We start from the raw sequence: 18,669 nt of genomic DNA on the forward strand, positions 1-18,669 counted from the left end.
TGTCTTGCCTTTGTAGGCTAGACCGGATCGCGCTCGAAAACGGCGATGCTCTCGACGTGCGCCGTGTGCGGGAACATGTTGACGACGCCGGCCGCCTCGCACCGATAGCCGGCGCGATGCACCAGCAGGCCGGCATCACGTGCCAGCGTCGCGGGGTTGCAGCTCACGTACACGATGCGCGCCGGCGGTCGCCAGCTGCTGGCCGCCGATCCGGCCTCCTCGTGCTCGGCCAGCGCCTTCGCGAGGGCGAACGCGCCTTCCCGCGGCGGATCGATCAGCCACTTTTGCGCCCCGCCATAGCCGCGAACGACCTCCGGCGTCAGCTCGAAAAGGTCGACCGCTTCGAAGCGTGCCGTCGCCGCGAGACCATTCGTGGCGGCCGCCTCGCGTGCGCGCGCCACGAGCGCGGAACTGCCCTCCAGACCCAGCACTTCGCTCGCCCGCCGCGCGATCGGCAACGTGAAGTTGCCCAGCCCGCAGAACCAGTCGATCACGCGCTCGCCGGGCCCCGCGTCGAGCAACCGCAGCGCCTGCCCCACCAGCACCCGGTTGATCGCATGGTTGACCTGGGTGAAATCGGTCGGCCGAAACGGCAGCCGCAGGTCGAACTCGGGCAGCCGGTAGGCCAGCGCGCTGGCTTCGCCGTCGAGCCGGCCGATGCTCTCCGGCCCCTTCGGCTGCAACCACCACTGCACGCCATGCGCTTGCGCGAAGTCGCGCAGCCGTTGCCGATCGGCGCCCTCCAGCGGCTCCAGGTGGCGCAGCACCAGCGCCGTCACGAGCCCGGCGTCGTCTTCGCCGATCGCGACCTCGATCTGCGGCAGCCGGTCACGCGCCTGCATCGATGCGATCAGCGCCGACAGCGGCTGCAGCATCGCGCTCAAGTGGGACGGCAGCACGTGGCATTCGCGCATGTCCGCGACGTAGCTCGACTTGCGCTCGTGGAAACCGATCAGCACCCGGCCCTTCCTCGCCACATACCGCACCGAAAGCCGCGCGCGCCACCGATAGCCCCAGGCCGGGCCTTCGAGCGGCCGCAGCATGCGCCTGGGCTTCAGCTTGCCAAGATGCGCCAACGCGTCTTCTAGCGCACGTTGCTTGAAGGCGACCTGCGCCGCCGCATCGACGTGCTGCATCTTGCAGCCTCCGCAAGCGCCGGCGTGCAGCCCGAAGTGCGGACACCGCGGCTTCACGCGCAGCGGGCTCTCGTGGCGCAGCTCGACCATCTCGGCCCGCTCCCACTGATTCTTGCGCCGCTGCACGTTCACGCGCACCTGCTCGCCGGGCAAGGCGCCGTCGACGAACACGACCTTGCCCTCGTCGTTGTGCGCGACCCCTTGCGCCTCCAGATCGATCGACTCGATCGTCAGCCATTCATCGCTTGCCGTCATCGGCCGATTATCCCGAGCGCCCTCGCGGCGCCGCGGCGTCAGAACACCGAATCGCGATGCACGCCGTCGCGCGCCATGCCGCGCTTGAGCTTGCGCAGCGCGTCTTGCTGGATCTGCCGAATCCGCTCGCGCGTCAGGCCGAGCTGCTCGGCCAGCGTCTCCAGTGTCTGCGGCTCGCGGCCGAGCAGTCCGAAGCGGCCGACCAGCACTTCGCGCTCGCGCGGCGAAAGCGCATCGAGCCCGTGGCGCAGCAGCGCGTCGAGCTCCTGCTCCAGCCGCAGCCGCAACGGATCGACCGCTTCGTCGTCGACCACGGTGTCGATCAGCGTGTCGCCGCCCTGCCCTTCGCTGCCGCGCTCGATCGGCGCGTCGAGCGACGCCGGCTGCTCGGCATGCCGCAGCAGATCAAGCACCTCGTCGACCGTGCGGCCCACCGCGGCGGCGAGATCTTCGACACCCACCGGCCGCATGTCGCCCGCCGCGACGGTGGCACTCTCCAGCGCCCGCCTGGCCCTCATCACCTGGCTCAATTCCCGCACCACATGCACCGGCAGCCGCACCACGCGCGCCTGGTGCATGGTCGCGCTCTCGATCGCCTGGCGGATCCACCAGGATGCATAGGTCGAAAAGCGGAAGCCGCGCTCCGGCTCGAACTTCGCGGTCGCATGCATCAGGCCGAGGTTGCCTTCTTCGATCAGGTCGCCCAGCGGCAGGCCGCGGCCGACGTAGTGGCGCGCGATGCTGACGACGAGCCGAAGGTTGCGCTCGATCATCTGCTGGCGCGCGGCGAAGTCGCCGGCGCGCACACGCCTGGCGGTCTCGAACTCCTCGGCCGGCGTGAACAGTGGCGCGCGGCGGATCAAGCGCAAGTAGCTTTGCAACGCGTCGCCGCCGTCGACATCGGCCGGTGAGGGCTCGATCACCGGCAGACCGGCGGCCGCGACGCCGTCGACGGCCTCGTGGGCGTTCGCGCGGCCGGACTCAAGGTCGCTCGGGCCGGTCGCTGGATCGGCGTCGACGCCGACAACCGCCGGATGCGCTTGCCCGCCAAGCTGATCGCGATCCTGAAGTTTCATGGTCGCGATCCTCGTTGCGAGGCCGCCTCAGCGCGGCGGCAGCAGCTTGACCGGGTCGACGGGCTTGCCGAGCCGGCGGATCTCGAAGTGCAGCTGCACGCGCTCGGCGTCGGTCGAGCCCATCTCGGCGATCTTCTGGCCCCGCTTGACCTGCTGGTCTTCCTTGACCAGCAGGTTCTGGTTGTGCGCGTACGCGGTCAGGTAGGTCGCGTTGTGCTTGAGGATCACCAGGTTGCCGTAGCCGCGCAGGCCCGAGCCCGCGTAGACCACGCGGCCGTCGGCGGCGGCCAGCACCGCGTCGCCCGGCTTGCCGGCGATCGACACGCCCTTGTTGCGCGCTTCGTCGTAGCCGGCGACCACCGTACCGGAGGCCGGCCACATCCAGCTGGGCTCGTCCTCGTCTCGAGCTGCCGAAGGCACCGGTGCGGGCGCGGGAGCCGGCGCAGGAGCTGGTGCGGCCGCGACGGCTGGCGGCGCAGGCGCAGGTGTCGGCGCCGACGCGGCGGCGGCGGCCGGCGCGGGCTTGCTGTCGAGCGGCCGCGGCTCGACGCGCGTGGTCGTCACGGGCTTGGACGCGACGGCGCCGCCCTCGGCGGCAGGCGGCGCGACGCGCAGCACCTGGCCAGGCTCGATCGCGTTGTTCGCGCCGATGTTGTTCCAGCGCGCGATGTCGCGCCAGCTCTGACCGGTCTCCAGGCCGATGCGCATCAGCGTGTCGCCCGGCCTCACCGTGTAATAGCCGGGCTTGCCGGCGTTGTTGTCGTTGGCCGCCTTCGAGGCGTCCGACGGTGCCGTCGAGCCCGCGGCGCTCGCCGGCGCGCCGGCGCCGTCCTGCATCGCCTGCAGGGCTGCCGCCGCCGCGGCGCTGCGCGTGCTGCGGTCTTCGACGCCGGGCGCGTTGAGGCGTTTGCTCGTACCGCAGGCACCCAGTCCCAACAGCAGGCTCAGCGTGGCGAGACGGTGCAGGCGGCGATGGAGGAGTCGGTCGTGAAGCAGCACGGTCGATGGCATGAAGGCATGGGCGGGCACGCGCGCCCGGTCAATCGACGCCGGATTTTAGGGGGACGAACTTGACCGCCTCGTGCTCGCTGCGCGCCAGCGATCCGTCTTCGCGACGGTCGACGACAACGAGCGCCTGCCGCCCGCTGCGCGCGTCCAGCATCGGCGCGACGAGTCGCCCGCCCGGCGCGAGCTGATCGAGCCACGCGGCGGGCAGATCGTCGCCACCGGCCGCGGCGATCACGCCGTCGTAAGGCGCGTTCGGCGCATGGCCGAGCCGGCCGTCGCCGTAGACGAGACGCAGCGCCGGGGTTCGCGAGGCCGCGAGGTTTTCGCGCGCTCGGTCGTGCAGCGGCTTGAGCCGTTCGATCGACACGACGAAGCGCCCGATCTGCGCGAGCACCGCCGCCTGGTAGCCGCAGCCGGTACCGATCTCGAGCAGCCGCAACGGCTTGCCCGCAGGTTGCGGCGCGATCAGCAGCTCGATCATGCGGGCAACGACCGAGGGCTTCGAGATCGTCTGACCGAGCCCGATCGGCAGGCTCGTGTCTTCGTAGGCCTGCGCGGCCAGCGCGGTGTCGACGAAGGCGTGGCGCGGCACCGCACGCATCGCGGCGAGCACGCGCGCATCGCGCAAGCCCTCGGCCTGCAGACGCTGCAGCAGACGTTCACGCACGCCATGCGAGTCGAGGCCGATGCCTTGCGGGCCCGGCGCCGCAGCCAGCGGTTTGGCGGGCGCCGCGCGAAGTTGTTCGAGCCGCAAAGGAAAGCGCCCACGCGCTCGCGCCGGCGCGTTCATTTGCCGAGCGTGCCGAGCGCCTGCGACCAGTCGCGCCACGCCGGCAGCGCCGCATGGTCGGTCATGTCGCACTGCAATGGCGTGATGGAGGCATAGCCTTCGGCGACCGCATGGAAGTCACTGCCCTCGCCGGCCTCGCGCGCATCGCCGGCCGCGCCGATCCAGTAGATCGGCTCGCCGCGCGGATTCGCCTGTCGGATCACCGGCTCGCTCGGATGGCGGCGGCCGAGCCGCGTCGTCTTCAGCCCGAGCACGCGGTCGAAGGGCCGATCCGGCACGTTCACGTTCAGCAGCCAGGCGCCCGCCGAGGGCGGACGCTCGATCACTCCGCGCAGCACCTCGGCGGCGACCTGCGCGGCGCTCTCCAGATTGCGCCACCCCTTCTGCGCCAGCGAGAACGCGATCGCCGGCACGCCGAACAGATAACCCTCCATCGCCGCGGCCACCGTGCCCGAATAGAGCGTGTCGTCGCCCATGTTCGCGCCGTTGTTGATGCCCGAGACGACGAGGTCCGGCCGGTGGTCCAGCAGGCCGGTGAGCGCCACGTGCACGCAATCCGACGGCGTGCCGTTGACCACCTGGAAGCCCGAGGCCGCAGTCCATACCGTCAGCGGCCTTTGCAAGGTGAGCGCGTTGGAGGTGCCGCTCGCGTTCTGCTCGGGTGCGACGACGTTGACTTCGCCGAACCGCCTGCAAACGTCCGCGAGGGCCGCGAGCCCGGGGGCGAGATATCCGTCGTCGTTGGCCACCAGGATGCGCATCGGCGCGATTGTAGGTAGCGGTCCTGCGCCGCCCCGCTCGTCGCACGCGCGACGCGAGGCGCCCGCAGCGCTTCCTATGATGGTTCGAAGACCCACGAGGAGACCACGATGCACGCCTGGCTCTGCGACAACCCGATCGGCCCCGACGCGCTGCGCTGGACCGAACTGCCCACGCCCGAGCCGAAGCCGCACGAGGTGCGCGTGGCGATCCGCGCGGCGAGCCTGAACTTCCCCGACCTGCTGATCGTGCAGAACAAGTACCAGATGAAGCCTGCGCTGCCGTTCGTGCCGGGCTCCGAGTTCTCGGGCGTCGTCGAGGCGGTCGGCACGGAGGTCAGGCACCTGGTGCCCGGGATGGCGGTCGCGTCCTTCGGCGGCCTCGGCGGTTTCGCGACCCAGGTCTGCGTCGATGCGAAGCTGGTGATGCCGCTGCCGGATGTGGGTGGCAAGGGCTTCGCGTTCGACGACGCCGCCGCCTTCATCTGCACCTATGCGACCACGCATCACGCGCTGCTCGATCGCGCGCAGCTGCAAGCGGGCGAGACGGTGCTGGTGCTCGGTGCGGCCGGCGGCGTCGGTACCGCGGCGATCCAGATCGCGAAGGCGGCCGGCGCACGCGTGATCGCCGCGGCGTCGAGCGAAGCGAAGTGCGAACTCTGCAAGACGCTCGGCGCCGACGCGACCATCGACTACGGCGGCCCCGGCTCGGTCAGGGAGCGCATGGACCGCCTGCGCCAAGACATCAAAGTCGCGACGGACGGCACAGGCCCCGACGTCGTCTACGACCCGGTCGGTGCGGACTTCGCCGAGCCGGTGTTCCGCTCGATCGCCTGGCGCGGCCGCTACCTCGTGATCGGCTTCGCCGCCGGCGCGATCCCTTCGCTGCCGCTCAACTTGGCGCTGCTCAAGGGCGCATCGATCGTCGGCGTGTTCTGGGGCGACTTCGCGCGCCGCGAACCGGCGCGCAACGCGAAGGCGCTCGGCGAACTGGCCGGCTGGTACGCCGCCGGCAAGATCAAGCCGGTGATCGATGCGAGAACGCCGATGCGCGAGCTGCCGCAAGCGTTCGAGCGGATGGCGGGGCGCGGGGTGCGCGGCAAGCTGGTGCTGCACAACGACTGAGCGCAGACCCATCGGCTCGCGCGTGCACAATCCGCCGGACTCAGCCCCTCTCGACGCCAGGGGCCGCCATCGAGGCCCTGCCGATGTCCGTCAAAGTCCTGATCGTCGAAGACAACCCTGTAGCCCGGCAGTTCCTGACGCGCGTCGTGCGCGAGAGCTTCTCCGACGTCAGCGGCATCGGCGAGGCGGGTGATCTCGAGTCGGCGCGCCGCATGCTCGGTGTCGGCGGTGCCGCGCCGCTGCGCGACGGCGCCGAGCGCTACAAGCTGGTGCTGGTCGACCTCGAACTGCCCGACGGCAACGGGCTCGACCTGCTCAAGGACCTGAACGGTCACCCCGCCACGCGCATCGTCACCACGCTTTACTCGGATGACGACCACCTGTTCCCCGCGCTGCAGAACGGCGCCGACGGCTACCTGCTGAAGGAAGACCGCTTCGAGGTGCTGGTCGAGGCGCTGCAGAAGATCGTGCGCGGCGAGCCGCCGCTGTCGCCGGCCATCGCGCGGCGGATGATGTCGCACTTCCGTCTGGGCGAATCGCAGCTGATGCCGCTGGACGCACCGCGCCACGAGTTCAAGGCCTCGCGCCCGCAGGCGGCCGTGTACGCCGAGCCGGACCACGAGCGCCTGACGCCGCGCGAGACCGAGGTGCTCACCTACCTGAGCAAGGGCTTCACGATCAAGGAGATCGCCGGGCTGATCGGCATCAAGTGGTTCACCGTGAACGACCACATCAAGGCGATCTACCGCAAGCTGAACGTTTCGAGCCGCGCGGAAGCCGCGGTGCTCGCGAGCAAGCAGGGGCTCGTCTGACGCCCTAGCGGGATCCCGCGGCGGCGATGGCGATACCGACCTCCCACGACCGCCGCCGGCCCCTCGGGCCGACCGCGCCCGAGCACGCCGACAGCCGCTTGCTCGATCAATGGCTGCCGTCGCGGCTGCGCACCTCGCGCTGGCTCGGCTGGCGGCTGCGCGCGCTGATCCTCGCCGCGCTGTTCGGCTGCCTCGGCCTGTTCGCGCTGACGCGCATGCTTGCCGCCGCGCCGCAGATCGACGCAACCTGGCGCACCGGCGCGCACGGCGAACTCGAGCTTGCCGCCACCGGCGTGCCGGCGCTGGGCCCCTTCGTCGGCCAGCACCTGCGCAGCGTGCGCGCGGACGGTGACGAGGTCGGCATCGACGCGACGCTGCTGCTGCGATCGCCGCGCTGGCTGCCGCAGGACGCCGACCGCTTCTGGCATCGCGAGCTGCAGCAGCGGCTCGGGCGCGCCTGGTCGAGGACGGCGGTGACGCTCGACTTCGGCGACGGCGGGCAGGTCGTCGTCGTGCCGGCGCCGCAGGGCCCGCTCGCGCTCGGCCTGATGTACTGGCTGCTCGGGCTGTTCGCGCTGGCGCTGTACCTCGTCGCGATGCTCGTCGTGCTGGTGCGGCCTTCGCTGCGCAACGCGCTGTACGCGGTGATGAGCCTAGCGCAGGTCGGCAACCTGCTGTTCATCGCGGTGGGCACCAGCGCGCAACTCGGCCTGCCGCCGGGCTACGCCGCGTGGGAGCCGAACGCGCGCATGGCGCTCGACCTCCTCACCGCGGCCGCGATCGTTCACGCCACCTCGATCCACCCGCGGCGCCTGCCCGGCCACTGGGGCTTCGCGGCCGGCGCCTGGCTCGTCGCCGCGCTGCTGTGCAGCCTGCTGCTGCAAGACCGGCTGCCGCAGGCCTGGTGGTGGACGCAGGTCGTGGGCGCGGCGCTCGGCGCGCTCGCGGTCGGGCTGCTCGGCTGGTCCTACCGCATCGAGCGCCATCCGTACGCGATGGTGATGCGGCGCTTCGGCCTGGTGAGCACCGGCACCTGGCTGCTGTTGACGATCGCGATCGCCGTCGCGCAGCACCGGGCGGGCATGCTGCAGATCGTCGGCACCGTGGGCTCGACGATCTGGGTCGTCTTCCTCGCCTCCTTGCTGCTACTGCTGCCGTTCATCTCGAAGTCGCAGCAGATGCTGCGCGAGTTCTCGCTGCTCGCCGGCATCAGCACCTTCGCGACCGCGCTGGACCTGCTGTTCATCAGCGCCTTCTCGCTCGGGCAGCTGACCTCGGCGACGCTGGCCGTCTTCGTCGCGCTCGGGCTGTACTCGGCGGTGCGTCAGTGGATGCTGAACCACCTGCGCGGTACCGGCGTGGTGAGCATGGAGCGGCTGTTCGAGCGGCTGTACCGGATGGCGCGCGAGGTCGAGGCGCGGCCCGACAAGGCCGGCCTGTCGCTGCTCGGCCTGTTGCGCGAATGGTTCGAGCCGATCGAGGCCACCGTGATGCCGATCCCGGCATCCGCCGCTCGCGTCAGCGGCGACGGCTCGACGCTCACCGTGCCCGTGCCGCAGCTCGGCCGCGGCCCGCTGCCCGAGCAGAGCGCGGTGCTGCGCTTCTCGCAGCGGGGCCAGCGGCTGTTCACCGAGGAAGACGCGCGCCTGGCCGATCGCATCGTCGATCAACTGAAGCGCGCGGTCGTTTTTGACCAGGCCGTCGAGCGCGGCCGCAGCGAAGAGCGAAGCCGCATCGCGCAGGACCTGCACGACGACATCGGCGCACGCCTGCTCACGCTGATGTACCAGGCGCGCAGCCCCGAGCAGGAGGACTACATCCGCCACACGCTGCAGGATCTGAAGACGCTGACGCGCGGCCTCGCGGTGCACACGCACCGGCTCTCGCACGCGGCCGCCGAGTGGAAGACCGACCTGCAGCAGCGGCTCGAGCTCGCCAACGTGGCGCTCGAGTGGCGCTGCGAGTTCGATCAGGACGTCGAGCTTTCGGTGGTGCAGTGGTCGGCGCTGACGCGGGTGCTGCGCGAACTGGTGAGCAACGTCCTCGCGCATGCGCAGGCCCGGCATGTCGAGGTGCTGCTGCGGCTGGCGGCCGACCGGCTCGAACTCGTCGTCGCCGACGACGGCCGCGGGCACAACCCGCAGGCCTGGGCTCACGGGCTCGGCCTCGGCGGCATCCGAAAGCGGGTCAAGCAGCTCGGCGGTGAGGTCCACTGGAGCGAGCGGCAGCCAACCGGGATCGCCTGCCGCGTCGCGATCGCCGACTGGTCGCAGGTCGGCAGCTAGGCGCTCGGCGGTGCAGGCTTGGCGTCGGCCGGGGCGGCGAGGCCGTGCACCATGCGTTGCGGGTACGCGATCCGCACGCCCTCGGCGTTCAGCACCCCGAGCACCGCGAGATTGACCTCCGAGCGCAGGTTCGCATCGCCCTTGTCCGGATCGCCGTTCCAGTACCAGACCTTCAGCTCGAGCCCGTCGGCGACGAACTGGTTGAGGAACACCGCGGGCGCGTGCGCGTCGTCCTTCATCACGCGCGGGATCGCCTCGAGCGCCGCCAGGATCCTCGGCACCAGCCTGGCCACGTCGCTGCCGTGCGCGAGCGTCACCGTGGTCGACGACTGGATCGCCGGGTCGGTCAACGAGGCGTTCTCGACGCGCTGGGTGACCAGCAGCTCGTTCGGCACGATCGACAGGCGCCCGCTCGGCGCGCGGATCACGGTGGAGCGCGTGTTGATGTCGGTGATGCGGCCCTCGAAGCCGTCGACCTTGACCAGGTCGCCGATCTTCAGCATGCGCTCGGCCAGCACGACGAAGCCGCTGATGTAGTTCGACGCGAGCTTCTGCAGGCCCAGACCGATGCCCACGCCGATCGCGCCGCCGAAGACGCTGAGCGCGGTGAGGTCGATGCCCGCGGCCGACAGCGCGACCAGCAGGCCGACCAGCAGCAGCGTCGCGCGCGTCGCGTTCGCCGCGATCTTGCGCAGCGAAAGGTTGACGAAGCCCTGCGGCCGCAGCAGCCGTGCCTCGATCGCGGCGCTCGCCCACAGCGCGAGCACCAGCACCACGACGACGTTGACCGCCGCCTCCAGCATCGCGCGCAGACTGATGCGGGCGCTGCCGAGCTTCCAGCTGATCTGGTCGGCCTCGGCCACGAGCATCGGCAGCACGCCGGTCAGCCACAGGATCAGCCCGATCCACACCGCCCACGACAACCAGCGCTCGGCGATGCGCACGATCTCCGACTTCGGGAAGGCCGCGCGCAGCACGCGCACCAGCAGCCGGATCAGCGCCAGCGCCATCAAGCCGGCGACCGCCACGCGCATCACCGCCAGCGGCATGCCCGCGAGCACCGTGTAGCGCGCGAGCACCGCAAGGCCCAGCGCCAGCAGGGGGAACAGCGCGCCATCGAAGACCCGCTCGCCGAACAGCACGGTGTTCGTGCGCTTGGCGCGGCGCAGGATCAGCTTGGTCAGGCCCCAGGCGAGGCCCAGGCAGCCGAACAGCACAGCGAACTCGATCGCGGCGTTCGCGCTGAACAGCGACCGCACGAAGCCTTCGAGCTCCTGCGGTGTCATCGGCCGCGACAGCTGCGCGGCCGAGCCGGCCTGCGCCGCGATGCCCGCCGGCGTGGCGAGGGCGGCCGCCAGCGCGTCGAGCGCCGACCTCATCGCGCCGCCGGGCCGGCTTCGACCGCGGCCACGCCGGCCAGCACGCGCAGGTGCGCAGCGACGCTGCGGGCCAGCGCGCCGAGGTTGTAGCCGCCCTCGAGCACCGCGACGATGCGGCCTCGCGCATGCCGCTCGGCCACGTCCATCAGCAGGCGGGTCATCCAGGCGTAGTCGGCTTCGACGAGGCCCATCTGGCCGAGATCGTCGTCGCGGTGCGCGTCGAAGCCGGCGGAGACGAACAGCATCTGCGGCCGCAAGGCCTCGAGCCGCGGCAGCCATTCGGCCTCGACGCGCGGGCGGATCTCGGCGCCCTTCGTGTACGGCGGCACGGGGAAGTTGTGGACGTTCGGGCCCAGCGGCACGACGCCGGAGCCGGGGTACAGCGGGTGCTGGAAGAAGCCGAGCATCAGGATGCGCGGGTCGTTGGCCACGATGTCCTCGGTGCCGTTGCCGTGGTGCACGTCGAAGTCGACGATCGCGACGCGCTCGAGCCCGCGCCGCTCCAGCGCGTGCCGCGCCGCGAGCACGACGTTGTTGACGAAGCAGAAGCCCATCGCCTGCCGGCGCGTCGCGTGGTGGCCCGGCGGGCGCACCGCGCAAAAGGCGTTGGCGACCTCGCCGTCGAGCACCGCGTCGGTCGCGGCGCGCGCGGCGCCGGCGGCGCGCAGCACCGCCTCGCGGGTGCCGGGGCCGGCGGTGGTGTCGGCATCGAGCGCGCGCAGCCGGCCGCCGGCTTCCACCTGATCCAGGAAGCCCAGCAGCTCGGCGACGTAGCCGGCGTCGTGCGCGAGCTTCAGCTCGGCCTCGGTCGCCGCGGGCGCCTCGCGCTTGAGGAGCAGCTCGTCGAGGCCGGTTGCGATCAGGTGGTCGGCGATGGCGTCGAGCCGCTGTGGCGACTCGGGGTGGCCGCGGCCCATCTCGTGGGTACGACACGCGGGGTGGGAGTAGTGCGCGGTTGCCATCCGTTCGTTGCGGGCAGCCGGTGTGCCGGGGATGCGGTGGGCTACCGTTGCGCGATGAATTCGCCGACCCCTCGCCACGCCCTGATCCACGCCCAACTGCATCGGCTCATTGATCAACTGCGCGCGATTATCGTGGGCAAGCAAAGCCCGATCGAGCTCAGCGTCGCCTGCCTGCTGGCGGGCGGCCACCTGCTGATCGAAGACGTGCCGGGCGTCGGCAAGACGACGCTGGCGCATGCGCTCGCGGTCTCGCTCGGCCTGCGCTTTTCGCGCGTGCAGTTCACCGCCGACCTGATGCCAAGCGACCTGGTCGGCGTCAGCATCTACGAGCGCGCGCAGGAGAGCTTCGTCTTCCACCCCGGCCCGGTGTTCGCGCAGGTGCTGCTGGCCGACGAGATCAACCGCGCCGGCCCCAAGACGCAGAGCGCGCTGCTCGAGGCGATGGAGGAGCACCAGGTCAGCGTCGAAGGCGAGACGCGGCCGCTGCCCGCGCCCTTCTTCGTGATCGCGACGCAGAACCCGAGCGACCAGCTCGGCACCTACCCGCTGCCCGAAAGCCAGCTCGACCGCTTCCTGATGTGCATCACGCTCGGCTACCCCGACCGCGCCAGCGAACGCGCGCTGCTCGCGGGCGAGGACCGCCGCCAGCTGGTCGCGAACCTCAAGCCGGTGATGGCGCCGGGCGAGCTCGCCGCCGCGCAGCAGGCGGTGCTGCAGGTGCACGCGAGCGAGCCGCTGCTCGACTACGTGCAGGCGCTGATCGCCGCGACGCGCGACGGCCGCTGGTTCGTCGAAGGTTTGTCACCGCGGGCCGGCCTCGCGGTGCTGCGCGCGTCGCGCGCGCATGCGCTGCTCGACGGCCGCGACTACGTCGCGCCCGACGACGTGCAGGCGATCCTGCCGCACACCGTCGCGCACCGCCTGCAGCCGGTGGCGAGCGCCGGGCGCGGCCGGCGCGAGCAGGTGCGCGCCTTGATCGAGGCGGTGCCGCTGCCGTGAACGGCACGCAGCGCGCCGCGGTGCGCCGGCCGCCCGCTGTGTGGCCCGACACCGGCGAGCGCGCCGACCCGGCGCTCGCCGCGCCCTCGTCGACGGCGCGCGCCGACGTCTGGCCGCATCCCGAACGCCGCAGTGCGCGCACCGCGCTCGGCGGCCTGCTGCGCTTGCGGCTGCGCGCCTGGTGGGAGCGGCGCCACCCGCGCCGCGACACGCTGACGCTGACCCACGCGAACGTCTACATCCTGCCCACGCGCGCCGGCCTCGTGTTCGCGCTGACGCTCGCGGTGCTGCTGGTCGCGTCGATCAACTACCAGCTGAGCCTCGGCTACCTGCTGACCTTCCTGCTCGCCGGCAGCGCGGCGGTCGCGCTGCACGTCACGCACCGCACGCTGCGCGGGCTGACGCTGCACCTGCGCGCGACGCCCTCGGTCTTCGCCGGCGAGCCGGTGGCCGTCGAATGCGTGCTCGACGATGCGGCGGGCCGCGCGCGCTACGGCGTGGGCCTGCGGCCGCGCGCCGGGGCGGACGCCGGCTGGAGCTGGATCGACGTGCCGGCGGGCGGCCAGAACGTCGCGCGCCTCGCGGTCGCCTGCGAGCGGCGCGGCTGCTTCCACCTGCCGAGCGTGCGCATCGAGACGCGCTTTCCGCTCGGCCTGTTCCGCGCCTGGAGCGACTGGCGGCCGGCCTCGACGGTGATCGTCTGGCCGCAGCCCGAGCAGCCGGCCGCGGCCCTGCCGCCGGCGCGCGGCGCGGGTGGCGCGTCGAACGCGCGCTTCGTGCAGGGCGACGAGCTCGACGGCGTGCGCGCCTACCGCCGCGGCGACGCACCGAAGCGCGTGCTGTGGAAGAAGGCGGCGCGCGCCCTCGATACCGGCGCCGACCTCGTCGTGCGCGAGACCAGCGGCTCGCATCGCCAGGAGTTGTGGCTCGATTGGGCCGAGGCGCCGCTCGCGACCCCCCGCATCGCCGACACCGAGGCGCGCCTGTCGCGGCTCGCGGCCTGGCTGCTCGAGTGCGAGCGGCGCGGCCTCGACTGGGGCCTGCGGCTGCCGGGCTTCGAGCAACCGCCGGGCGCCGGCGACGCGCATCGCCGGGCGGCGCTCGACGCGCTGGCGCTGTGGTCGGCATGAGAGTCGAAGGCCGCACCCGCTGGGCTGCCGCCTGGCTGCGCTGGCCGCGCGAGACGCGCGACACGCTTTTCCTGCTCGCGGTGATCGCCTGGACGGTGCTGCCCCACCTGCCGCGGCTGCCGGCGTGGTGTTCGCTGATGACGGCGGGCGTGCTGGCCTGGCGCGCGCGGCTCGCGGTGAAGGGCGGCGCGCTGCCGAACCGCTGGTGGCTCGCGCTGATGCTGGTCACCGCGCTGGCGCTGACGCTGTTCAGCCATCGCACCGTGCTCGGCAAGGAGGCCGGCGTCACGCTGCTGGTCGTGCTGGTGGCACTGAAGACGCTGGAGCTGCGCGCGCGGCGCGACGCGCTCGCGGTGTTCTTCCTCGGCTTCTTCCTCGTGCTGACGCACTTCCTGCAGTCGCAGTCGCTGGCGATCGCGGCGGCGATGCTCGTCTCGGTGTGGGGGCTGCTGACCGCGCTGGTGCTCGCGCACATGCCCGTCGGCCAGCCCAGCCTCGGCCGCGCCGCGGCGCTCGCGGCGCGCTTCGCGGTGTTCGGGGCGCCGGTGATGGTCGCGCTGTTCATGCTGTTCCCGCGCTTCGGCCCGCTGTGGGGCGTGCCGGGGGACAGCGGCGCGAAGACCGGGCTTTCCGGCACGATGGAACTCGGCCAGTTCGGCCTGCTGGCGAACGACGACACGATCGCGATGCGGCTGCGCATCGTCGCCGGAGCGATCCCGCGGCCCGAGCAGCTGTACTTCCGCGGCCCGGTGCTCGACCACTTCGACGGCCGCTCCTGGACGATGCAGCCGAGCAGCTTCCCCCGGGCGCTGCGCGCGCGCGCCGAGCTGCGCATGCTGGGCGCGCCGGTCGAGCTGGAGGTGACGGTCGAGCCGCTGAAGCTCGCGACCCTGCCGACGCTCGAGGCGACGCCCGAGCTGCCGGCGATCGAAGGCCAGACGCCTTCGCTGCGCGACGACCTGCACTGGACGCTGCCGCGCCCCCTGAGCGAGCGCGTGGTCTACACCGCGCGCGCCTGGCCCGCGTTCCGCCACGGCCCCGGGACGCCGGTCGTGGGCCTGCAGGACTTCCTGCAACTGCCGGCCAACCGCAACCCGCGCACGCTGCAGTGGGCCGCCGACCTGCGCCGCGAACCCCGCTATGCCGAGGCCGACGCGACGACGCTCGCCGCCGCGGTGATGCGCCACATCGGCAGCGCCGGCTTCGGCTACACGCTCACGCCCGGCGTGTACGGGGAGGACGAGCGCGGCCACCTGATCGACGAGTTCTGGCTCGACCGCAAGCTCGGCTACTGCGAGCACTTCGCCGCGGCCTTCGTGGTGGTGATGCGCGCGCTCGACGTGCCGGCGCGCATCGTCACCGGCTACCAAGGTGCCGAACGCAACCCGATCGACGGCGCGCTGGTCGTGCGGCAGAGCCACGCGCACGCCTGGGCCGAGTACTGGCAGCCCGGCGAGGGCTGGCTGCGCGCGGACCCGACGGCCGCGGTCGCGCCCGACCGCATCAACCTGAGCCGGCCGCTGCGGCCGTCGCCGGGCTTCATCGGCGCGGCCTTCGAGGGCGTCGCGCCCGACGCGCTGGTGCGGCTGCGCGACTTGTGGGAAGCGACCAACCACCGCTGGAACCAGTGGGTGCTGAACTACGGCCGCGCGAGCCAGGTCGAGCTCCTCAAGCGCCTCGGCTTCGAAGCGCCGGGCATCGGCGAGCTGGGCGTCGTGCTCGGGATGCTGGTCGCGGCGGCGAGCCTCGTCGGCGCCGCCTGGGCCTGGCGCGAGCAGCACCGGCTCGATCCCTGGCTGCGCGCCTATGCCCGCGTGCGGCGGGCGGCCGCGCGCCGCGGCTTCGAGGCCGATGCGACGGTGCCGCCGCGGCGGCTCGCGAACCAGCTCGCCGCGCACGGCGGCGAGCATGCGCGTGCGGCGATCGAGGCGCTGCATGCGCTGGAGGCGCTGCGCTACGCGAACGCTGCGCCGCTTGACGAACCCGGCTCCTCGCTGCGCGCCCGTTGGGCGCGCCGCAGCGCGGCGCGTGCGCTGGCGTCGCGCGCGGTCGCGGCTTTGAAACTGGGGTGAGACGCGGCTGCGGCCATGCAGGCCGCGCGAAGGCCGCCCTTCAAGCCCCGCCGGGTCTCGCGAGCACGGCGCTGCGCGACACTGCCCCGCATGCCCTCCTCCACCGCGACCCCTGCTTCCGATCGCATCACCCGGCGCGCGCGCAGCCGCGTCTCGATGCTGCTGGCGCTCGCCGGCGCCTGCCTGGCGATGCCCGCCTGCGCGGCGCCCTCCGGCGGGCGGGCGCGCGGGGCCGGCGACGATCGCGCCGAAGCCGCCTACGGCCGCCGCGCCGACGTGCTCGCGCTCGCCGCGGCAATCGCCGAATCGTCCGGCCTCGATCGAGGCGCGGTCGAGGCGACGCTGGCCGAGGCGCGCTTCATCCCTTCGGTGCAGCGGCTGATGCAGCCGGCGCCGGCCGGCAGCACGAAGAACTGGGCCGCCTACCGCGCCCGCTTCGTCGAGCCGACGCGGCTGCGTGCCGGCGTCGCCTTCCTGCGCGAGAACGAGCGCGCGCTGGTCGAGGCCGAGGCCCGCTTCGGAGTGCCGGCGGCGATCGTCGTGGGCATCGTCGGCGTCGAGACGCTCTACGGGCGCCACATGGGCAACTACCGCGTGCTCGACGCGCTGGCCACGCTGAGCCTTGACTTCCCGGCGACGCCGCGCCGCGACCGCAGCGCCTTCTTCCGCGACGAACTCGCGCAGTTCCTGCTGCTGTGCCGCGAGCAGAACGACGACCCGCTCGCGGTGCTCGGCAGCTACGCCGGCGCGATGGGGCTGCCGCAGTTCATGCCCAGTTCGCGACGCAAGCACGCGATCGACTTCGACGGCGACGGCCGCATCGATCTGCACCAGAGCCCGGCCGACGCGATCGGCTCGGTCGCGAACTTCCTCGTCAACCACGGCTGGCAGCGCGGCATGCCGACGCACCACGAAGTGACGGTGCCGCAGGCCACCGCCGACCGCGCGGTGCTGCTGCTGCCCGACATCGTGCCCAGCTTCACCGCCGCGCAGTTCGCCGAGCGCGGCGCGGGGCTCGATGCGGCCGGCCGCGAGCATGCCGGGCCGCTGGCGCTGGTCGAGCTGCAGAACGGCGACGCGGCGCCGAGCTACGTCGCAGGCACCCAGAACTTCTACGCGCTGACGCGCTACAACGCCTCGAGCTACTACGCGATGGCGGTGATCGAACTGGGCCGCACCGTGCTGACGGTCGCCGAAGCGGCGCGCTGATCAGTTCGGCGCGGCGATGCCCGCCGGCGCCGCCTGCAGCACCTGCAAGCCCGGCTGCGCGGCCAGCAGCGTGACGGCGTCGGCGCGGAAGCGGCGCGCGCCGCCGATGTCGTAGCCGAGCTGATGACGCCAGCCGCCGGCGCGCTCGATCGTGCGGTCGCGCACCGGCCGCACCGTGGTGTTCGCGCGCATCGCGTCGATCGCCGCGACGAAGGCCTGCTTGGCGGTCGGCCCGTCGGCGCGCGAGGCCCAGACGGTGCAGCGGCCGTCCTGGCCGACCGCGAGCAGCACGTCGGTCGCGCCGCCGAACGCGAAAACCTGCCCTGGCGTGTCGCCGAGCAGGCTCGCGACGCTGGCGCCGCCCCCGCCGGCATAGGGCGCGAGACCGGCGTTGATCGCGGCGTCGATCGTCGCGGTCGCGTCGCCGACCGACGCGAGGCAGGTGCGCTGGAATACGCCGACTGCATCGCGCGCGATCTGCGCGCTGTCCATCGGCAGTGGCGCGGTGTGCACCGGCGACGGCGTGGCCTGGGCCGAGCCCGGCGGTGCGGTGAAGGCCGGCTCGTTGCCTTGCGCGAGCGCGAAGCCGACGCAGCCGAGCAGGGTCGCCGCGATGGCGGACCCTGCTGCGCGGCCGCCGGCGGTGCCCATCGCTCAGACCCGTTCGCCGACCCAGCCGGCCACCGAGGCCAGCGCGGCCGGCAGCTTCGTCGCGTCGCTGCCGCCGGCCATCGCCAGGTCGGGCTTGCCGCCACCCTTGCCGCCGACCTGCTGGGCGACGAAGTTGACCAGCTCGCCGGCCTTGATCGTGCTCATCCGGTCGGCGGTGACGCCGGCGGCGAGCTGCACCTTCTGGCCGTCGACGGCGGCCAGCACGATGGCCGCGCTCTTGAGCTTGCTCTTGAGCTTGTCCATCGTGTCGCGCAGCGCCTTCGCATCGGCGCCTTCGAGCGTCGCCGCCAGCACCCGCAGCCCCTTCACGTCCACCACCTGGGCGAGCAGTTCGTCGCCCTGCGACGAAGCCAGCCTGCCCTTCAGTGCCGCGACCTCGCGCTCGAGCGATCGCAGCTGCTCCAGCACCGCCGCGATGCGGCCGGGCACCTCGGCCGGCGCGGCCTTCAGGCTCGCGGCGACGCCGTCGACGGTGTGCTCGAGCGCCTGCAGGTAGGCCAGCGCGTTGTCGCCGGTGACGGCCTCGACCCGTCGCACGCCGGCCGCGACACCGCTTTCCGCGACGATCTTGAACAGGCCGATGTCGCCGGTGCGCTGCACGTGGGTGCCGCCGCAAAGCTCGCGGCTCGTGCCGATGTCGAGCACGCGCACCGTGTCGCCGTATTTCTCGCCGAACAGCATCACGGCGCCGAGCTTCTGCGCCTCGTCCATCGACAGCACGCGCGCCTCGGTCGGCGCGTTCGCGAGGATCTCGGCATTGACCTTGGCCTCGACCTCGCGGATCTGCGCCTCGGTCATCGGCGCGTGGTGCGCGAAGTCGAAGCGCGTTCGCTCCGCGTTCACCAGCGAGCCCTTCTGCTGCACGTGCGCGCCGAGCACCTCGCGCAGCGCCTTGTGCATCAGGTGGGTCACCGAGTGATTGCGCATGGTGCGCGCGCGCAGCTCGGTATCCACCCGCGCCTCGACGCTGTCGCCGACCTTCAGCGTGCCGCTCTTCAGCG

The 18,669-nt window shown here is 72.5% G+C and carries 16 protein-coding genes; 7 read left to right on the forward strand and 9 right to left on the reverse strand.

Going from position 1 to position 18,669, the window contains the following annotated elements:
* Positions 1-17: 17 nt before the first annotated feature.
* From rlmD to surE, 5 genes are read right to left on the reverse strand one after another with little or no spacing between them, the layout of a single operon-like run.
* On the reverse strand, positions 18-1,391 hold the full coding sequence (rlmD, locus tag VFR90_RS08090) for a 23S rRNA (uracil(1939)-C(5))-methyltransferase RlmD (protein ID WP_326405597.1): 1,374 nt from the start codon (positions 1,389-1,391) through the stop codon (positions 18-20).
* Positions 1,392-1,429: 38 nt separating this feature from the next.
* Positions 1,430-2,467 (reverse strand): RNA polymerase sigma factor RpoS, encoded by a 1,038-nt coding sequence (gene rpoS, locus VFR90_RS08095; protein ID WP_326405598.1) that lies wholly within the window; start codon positions 2,465-2,467, stop codon positions 1,430-1,432.
* 27 nt (positions 2,468-2,494) lie between these two features.
* On the reverse strand, positions 2,495-3,463 hold the full coding sequence (locus VFR90_RS08100) for a peptidoglycan DD-metalloendopeptidase family protein (RefSeq protein ID WP_414676513.1): 969 nt from the start codon (positions 3,461-3,463) through the stop codon (positions 2,495-2,497).
* A 43-nt stretch (positions 3,464-3,506) separates the two neighbouring features.
* Entirely contained in the window at positions 3,507-4,265 is a 759-nt protein-coding gene (locus VFR90_RS08105; protein ID WP_326405600.1) for a protein-L-isoaspartate(D-aspartate) O-methyltransferase, read from the reverse strand.
* Positions 4,262-5,026, reverse strand: coding sequence for a 5'/3'-nucleotidase SurE (gene surE, locus VFR90_RS08110; protein ID WP_326405601.1), 765 nt, complete (start codon positions 5,024-5,026; stop codon positions 4,262-4,264). Before surE ends, VFR90_RS08105 begins: the two co-directional genes overlap by 4 nt.
* A gap of 108 nt (positions 5,027-5,134) precedes the next feature.
* Between surE and VFR90_RS08115 the strand changes: the two genes are divergently transcribed.
* The 3 genes from VFR90_RS08115 (at position 5,135) to VFR90_RS08125 (ending at position 9,245) form a co-directional block, all read left to right on the forward strand.
* A complete protein-coding gene (locus VFR90_RS08115) occupies positions 5,135-6,148 on the forward strand; it encodes an NADPH:quinone oxidoreductase family protein (RefSeq protein ID WP_326405602.1) in 1,014 nt (337 codons plus the stop codon).
* Positions 6,149-6,231: 83 nt separating this feature from the next.
* The gene (locus VFR90_RS08120) at positions 6,232-6,960 is read left to right on the forward strand and encodes a LuxR C-terminal-related transcriptional regulator (RefSeq protein WP_326405603.1); all 729 of its coding nucleotides are present in this window, start codon (positions 6,232-6,234) and stop codon (positions 6,958-6,960) included.
* Between the two features lie 26 nt (positions 6,961-6,986).
* Complete coding sequence (locus VFR90_RS08125) at positions 6,987-9,245, forward strand: sensor histidine kinase (RefSeq protein WP_326405604.1); 2,259 nt, start codon at positions 6,987-6,989, stop codon at positions 9,243-9,245.
* Here the strand turns inward: VFR90_RS08125 and VFR90_RS08130 are convergent.
* Together VFR90_RS08130 and VFR90_RS08135 are read right to left on the reverse strand one after the other, a co-directional pair.
* A complete protein-coding gene (locus VFR90_RS08130) occupies positions 9,242-10,624 on the reverse strand; it encodes a mechanosensitive ion channel family protein (RefSeq protein WP_326405605.1) in 1,383 nt (460 codons plus the stop codon). The two genes, VFR90_RS08125 and VFR90_RS08130, sit on opposite strands and share 4 nt — an antisense overlap.
* Entirely contained in the window at positions 10,621-11,586 is a 966-nt protein-coding gene (locus VFR90_RS08135) for a histone deacetylase family protein (protein WP_326405606.1), read from the reverse strand. Before VFR90_RS08135 ends, VFR90_RS08130 begins: the two co-directional genes overlap by 4 nt.
* Before the next feature lie 54 nt (positions 11,587-11,640).
* Here VFR90_RS08135 and VFR90_RS08140 point away from each other — a divergent pair, with 54 nt between their 5' ends.
* The 4 genes from VFR90_RS08140 to mltB all read left to right on the forward strand — a co-directional run bounded on the left by VFR90_RS08140 (position 11,641) and on the right by mltB (position 16,996).
* A complete protein-coding gene (locus VFR90_RS08140; protein ID WP_326405607.1) occupies positions 11,641-12,585 on the forward strand; it encodes an AAA family ATPase in 945 nt (314 codons plus the stop codon).
* On the forward strand, positions 12,582-13,715 hold the full coding sequence (locus VFR90_RS08145) for a DUF58 domain-containing protein (RefSeq protein ID WP_326405608.1): 1,134 nt from the start codon (positions 12,582-12,584) through the stop codon (positions 13,713-13,715). Before VFR90_RS08140 ends, VFR90_RS08145 begins: the two co-directional genes overlap by 4 nt.
* Entirely contained in the window at positions 13,712-15,787 is a 2,076-nt protein-coding gene (locus tag VFR90_RS08150) for a transglutaminase TgpA family protein (RefSeq protein ID WP_326405609.1), read from the forward strand. Before VFR90_RS08145 ends, VFR90_RS08150 begins: the two co-directional genes overlap by 4 nt.
* Positions 15,788-15,877: 90 nt before the next feature.
* Positions 15,878-16,996 carry a lytic murein transglycosylase B gene (mltB, locus tag VFR90_RS08155; RefSeq protein ID WP_326405610.1) on the forward strand — a complete coding sequence of 373 codons (1,119 nt, stop codon included), beginning with the start codon at positions 15,878-15,880 and terminating at the stop codon, positions 16,994-16,996.
* Here mltB and VFR90_RS08160 read toward each other — a convergent pair whose 3' ends face one another.
* A complete protein-coding gene (locus tag VFR90_RS08160) occupies positions 16,997-17,647 on the reverse strand; it encodes an NMCC_0638 family (lipo)protein (RefSeq protein WP_326405611.1) in 651 nt (216 codons plus the stop codon).
* A 3-nt stretch (positions 17,648-17,650) separates the two neighbouring features.
* Positions 17,651-18,669 (reverse strand): DHHA1 domain-containing protein (locus tag VFR90_RS08165; RefSeq protein WP_326405612.1); only part of this gene is annotated, 1,019 nt, incomplete at its 5' end.

Origin of the sequence: Methylibium sp. (assembly GCF_035762065.1) — a bacterium.
Lineage (GTDB): Bacteria > Pseudomonadota > Gammaproteobacteria > Burkholderiales > Burkholderiaceae_C > Methylibium.

What these genes read in the sequence shown, in the direction of transcription:
- rlmD (WP_326405597.1), bottom strand. Translation starts at nt 1,391, where the DNA reads ATGACGGCAAGCGATGAATGGCTGACGATCGAGTCGATCGATCTGGAG.
- rpoS (WP_326405598.1), bottom strand. Translation starts at nt 2,467, where the DNA reads ATGAAACTTCAGGATCGCGATCAGCTTGGCGGGCAAGCGCATCCGGCG.
- VFR90_RS08105 (WP_326405600.1), bottom strand. Translation starts at nt 4,265, where the DNA reads ATGAACGCGCCGGCGCGAGCGCGTGGGCGCTTTCCTTTGCGGCTCGAA.
- surE (WP_326405601.1), bottom strand. Translation starts at nt 5,026, where the DNA reads ATGCGCATCCTGGTGGCCAACGACGACGGATATCTCGCCCCCGGGCTC.
- VFR90_RS08115 (WP_326405602.1), top strand. Translation starts at nt 5,135, where the DNA reads ATGCACGCCTGGCTCTGCGACAACCCGATCGGCCCCGACGCGCTGCGC.
- VFR90_RS08120 (WP_326405603.1), top strand. Translation starts at nt 6,232, where the DNA reads ATGTCCGTCAAAGTCCTGATCGTCGAAGACAACCCTGTAGCCCGGCAG.
- VFR90_RS08125 (WP_326405604.1), top strand. Translation starts at nt 6,987, where the DNA reads ATGGCGATACCGACCTCCCACGACCGCCGCCGGCCCCTCGGGCCGACC.
- VFR90_RS08130 (WP_326405605.1), bottom strand. Translation starts at nt 10,624, where the DNA reads ATGAGGTCGGCGCTCGACGCGCTGGCGGCCGCCCTCGCCACGCCGGCG.
- VFR90_RS08135 (WP_326405606.1), bottom strand. Translation starts at nt 11,586, where the DNA reads ATGGCAACCGCGCACTACTCCCACCCCGCGTGTCGTACCCACGAGATG.
- VFR90_RS08140 (WP_326405607.1), top strand. Translation starts at nt 11,641, where the DNA reads ATGAATTCGCCGACCCCTCGCCACGCCCTGATCCACGCCCAACTGCAT.
- VFR90_RS08150 (WP_326405609.1), top strand. Translation starts at nt 13,712, where the DNA reads ATGAGAGTCGAAGGCCGCACCCGCTGGGCTGCCGCCTGGCTGCGCTGG.
- mltB (WP_326405610.1), top strand. Translation starts at nt 15,878, where the DNA reads ATGCCCTCCTCCACCGCGACCCCTGCTTCCGATCGCATCACCCGGCGC.
- VFR90_RS08160 (WP_326405611.1), bottom strand. Translation starts at nt 17,647, where the DNA reads ATGGGCACCGCCGGCGGCCGCGCAGCAGGGTCCGCCATCGCGGCGACC.